Origin of the sequence: Eubacterium sp. AM46-8, assembly GCF_003466705.1 — a bacterium.
Lineage (GTDB): Bacteria > Bacillota > Clostridia > Lachnospirales > Lachnospiraceae > Lachnospira.
In genome coordinates, this window is record NZ_QSEU01000043.1 from 1 (window position 1) to 554 (window position 554).

Here is a 554-nt window from a genome sequence, read left to right on the forward strand (position 1 = left end):
TTTCTTGGTTTGACATTTACTTTAAGTATATGTCGCACCTCGGATGTCTAAACATTATTTAAAACAATGTTTTATAAGATATTTTAATATGCAGTTTTCAAAGAACAATTATCATGTGAGTATTCTCACACTCTGACTAGTTTGACTAGTCATCAGGTAGTAGGAATTTTTCCTGCTATCTCATCGCTAATCAAGCTTTTATATATGAACACCGGAAAGCTTTCGCTTTCTAGTGATTTTTTAATTAAAACCCGCTAAAGCTTTTTAATTAAATCTGGCAGCCACCTATTTTTCCATACCGTCTCCAGCATAGTATCTTCGGCCGCTTAAGGCTTAACCATCGTGTTCGAGATGTGTACGGGTGTTTCCCCTAAGCGTATCGCCACCAGAAGCTTCATATCTGTGACTCTGTCACAGCAGTCATCCTTGATGACTCAATAGAAAAACAACCTTTACTTTTTCTTCCTTAGAAAGGAGGTGATCCAGCCGCACCTTCCGATACGGCTACCTTGTTACGACTTCACCCCAGTTATCAAACCTGCCTTCGGCGGCTC

Annotated in this window: 2 rRNA genes; both read right to left on the reverse strand. The window is 39.7% G+C overall.

What is annotated here, in order from left to right:
* Nucleotides 1-272 precede the first annotated feature (272 nt).
* Nucleotides 273-390, reverse strand: a 5S ribosomal RNA gene (gene rrf, locus DW963_RS13150).
* Between the two features lie 80 nt (nucleotides 391-470).
* Nucleotides 471-554: ribosomal RNA gene (locus tag DW963_RS13155) — 16S ribosomal RNA — on the reverse strand; the annotation flags it as partial.